4 protein-coding genes are annotated in these 2,798 nt (G+C 55.3%); 2 read left to right on the forward strand and 2 right to left on the reverse strand.

Features of this window, described 5'->3' with window-relative positions; genetic code table 11:
• The coding region (locus LRX75_RS23510; RefSeq protein WP_420851177.1) for a helix-turn-helix domain-containing protein at positions 1 to 166 on the reverse strand (166 nt) is incomplete at its 3' end.
• A 91-nt stretch (positions 167 to 257) separates the two neighbouring features.
• Positions 258 to 665, reverse strand: coding sequence for a hypothetical protein (locus LRX75_RS23195; protein ID WP_231816928.1), 408 nt, complete (start codon positions 663 to 665; stop codon positions 258 to 260).
• A 327-nt stretch (positions 666 to 992) separates the two neighbouring features.
• Between LRX75_RS23195 and LRX75_RS23200 the strand changes: the two genes are divergently transcribed.
• Together LRX75_RS23200 and LRX75_RS23330 are read left to right on the forward strand one after the other, a co-directional pair.
• Positions 993 to 2,090, forward strand: coding sequence for a hypothetical protein (locus LRX75_RS23200; protein ID WP_231816929.1), 1,098 nt, complete (start codon positions 993 to 995; stop codon positions 2,088 to 2,090).
• A 237-nt stretch (positions 2,091 to 2,327) separates the two neighbouring features.
• Entirely contained in the window at positions 2,328 to 2,696 is a 369-nt protein-coding gene (locus LRX75_RS23330; RefSeq protein ID WP_269456313.1) for a hypothetical protein, read from the forward strand.
• Positions 2,697 to 2,798: the final 102 nt, after the last annotated feature.

Consider the following 2,798-nt stretch of genomic DNA (forward strand, 5'->3'; position numbering starts at 1 on the left):
CCGCCCGCAACTTCTGCCCAAGCCGCACCGCACTCGCAGCCGACACATCGAACCGTCGCGCAACAGATCGAACCGATTCACCCTGCACGACAGCCGCCGCAATCCGGCTGCGCAAATCCAACGAAAGTGACTTCGGCATTGCTGAAAGCCTCCCGCTAAAATCCATACGGAATCAGAAAACAACACAAAATGCCAGCCCCCGATTCCGTTACCCGCAGACAGACTCTCGGGCTCGGCGCAGCGCCCATCGCAATGGTTTATGCAAAGTGAGGATCGTCGAGATCGGTGGCCATGCCATGCGTCGCTATACTCAGGCGTTCGATACGTTCCGTCTCTCCGGAGATCGCGATCAGTATCTGGCATGGCTGCGCCGGAGTTGTGGCGGCCATCTTCTGACGCCGGCAACCGTACGATATCGTTTTGACAGAAGGCAAGGCAAGCAGGCCGGAGGCGGTGAATGCATGTCTGACACTGATCATGCGCTTCGCGCTTGTGCCGTCGGCTTGGTCGGCCGGTGCAGGGAAATCACCATTGGTCAGCAACATCGTCGCCGCGCACGCGCTTGCCTGCAAGATCGAGAATGGCCCCGTTTTCTTTGCCAAGATTGTGCGTGCTGCTGCCATGTCGACGCCTGTCGTGTCGCTGCATGCGCCGATCTCTGGCATCGAGCAAGCCGTGCGGCAGCTGATCGAAGGGTGTGCATCTCAACAATGTCATCGACACGATGGCAGAGACCTTCGCCGAGCGTGGCCCGCGCGCCGGTTCCATCGATCCTGTTCATCGACGAGATCGACGGCATCGGAAAACGGCAGCCAGCGGAGCGGCTTCTACTGTCAGCCTATCCTTTCGGGTTGATAAAGTCCTGCAGAAGAACGAAAAATTTCGGTCACGCAAATTGATGACCTACGCGTGTAAAGGATATTTTATGTTTCCCGTTGCGTGCAATGTGAATATTTGCAATCACTAAGGCAAGTCGTCAACAGGGCAAGCCTATGACATATAAAGATCCAAAGCAGCGCAATATGAGCAGCCAAGAGGCTATTGCTGAAACAAAGATCGCTCTCGCAACAGAAATGGACCCGGCAGGCAGTGAGACACCCATTTCGGAGAGAGCAGGCAAGTTTTTGAAACACGCGCTTTCTGTCTCTTGGGCTCGCGCCAAGAGAACAGCCATTTATTTAAACGAGCAACGAAAGGTTGCGATTGCGCAGCGAGAAAAAAAGCTCGCAGAGAAGAAACGGAACTTCCAAGTACAGGCTTTCAGAACCGCCTTCTCCAAGCTCGAATCGCACAAGGCTCAGATAAATCCGGCATCTTGGAAAAAGATCGAGGAATACGAGGCGGCGGTTGAAAGTGATCCTGTCGCCTTATATGCCTTTGCTGAAAGCAATCTCATTAAGAACCTTTTAAAACATTCGGAAAGCAGGTCAGCGTTCTTACAGGTAGACCGCCAGAGAATGCTGCCGACCTACTGCTTCGAAACGGACGCCGATGATCTATTTTCAGCGATAGGCTACGATCACATTATCCCAACTCTCAAAGCGATCGCCTCGAAATACAAAGTGTCCAACGCCGGGAATGTGATGGCTGGCGCCATTCTGGCCGGGCGCAAAAATATGGGTGGAGCGGCAATGGCAATGGCGGATAGCGCCCGCGTCGGTGCCCATAACGGCGCTGCTGACACTGCCTTTACCAACCATCTCAGACATATCGTATTTGCCAGATCGGCGGCAGGAATGAGCGATACGCAACGTCGCTACGTTCGCTATGCCTATCGGATTGGATATCTTGGCCTCGGCGAAAGCAGCGTAATCAATCGTTCGATCTTCTCACTGATTTACAGCAACAATAACTGCACGGTAAAGCCGCCGACGCCTCACAATAAATTCTCCGGCAACCTGCATGCCGAGTTTCACAACAATTTCAGTCACCTGATATGGACGGTGCAGCAAGCTGCGGCTCATCTGGATGAAATCCGTGCCCAAGGGGGCTTGCGAGAAAGTCTGTTTTCACAGGACGAAATTCGCGGACTCCTCAGTTGGACCGACAATGTTCCGTCCCCCGGCTTCCACCTTCAGAGGACGACGTAACACCGGCCGATCCACAGACACACAAATCTCAAGACATTTCCTACCCGCACAAATCTTCAATCTCGCGATTTTCTCTACTTTGCGGGCATCATGGCCACAGCGGTTCAACTGCCGGATTCGAGTGCAGGAACCAGGAAAACGGCCTGTACGGTTTCGGAGCATCGGACGGAAAATCTGAATCGCGTTTGATGACGTCGTAAATCTGTGGGTCACGTCCCGCAGGAGGAGTTTCATGGGATGCTGTTATTCGTTGATCTTCGCGAGCGTGTGGCGCGATTGGTCGCCTCCGGTGTCTCGCGCCGTGCTGCAGCTCGTCGGTTTAGGGTGAGCAAGAGCTTAAGCATCGAGCACGTGCAACACGAGGCGCGCAGCGGCTCTGCGGCGCCGGTTCGCCATGGGGTCGGCCCGACAGCGTCAAGCTGGCGCCGTTCGAGGGGCCTGATCGCAGAGGTCGAGGCCGAGCCCGACATCACGATGCCGGAACTGGCCAATCGTTCGATGACCCGGCACGGCGTGAGTGCGGCACCTGCGTTCAGCATCGCCGGATGGGCGGCCGAGAGGCGACGGGCATCATTGGCAGGGATCGTGTCCCAGGACGTGGTGTAGCTTATACGACCACGGCTCATTCCGAAGGGCCGGAAGAGTATCATCGCGCCACTGCTGGCAAGCTAATGAGTGGTTCATCGCTCATTTGCCCGATAGTTTCCA

The sequence above is a fragment of the Rhizobium quercicola genome (genome assembly GCF_021168455.1).
In the GTDB taxonomy this organism is placed as follows: domain Bacteria; phylum Pseudomonadota; class Alphaproteobacteria; order Rhizobiales; family Rhizobiaceae; genus Ferranicluibacter; species Ferranicluibacter quercicola.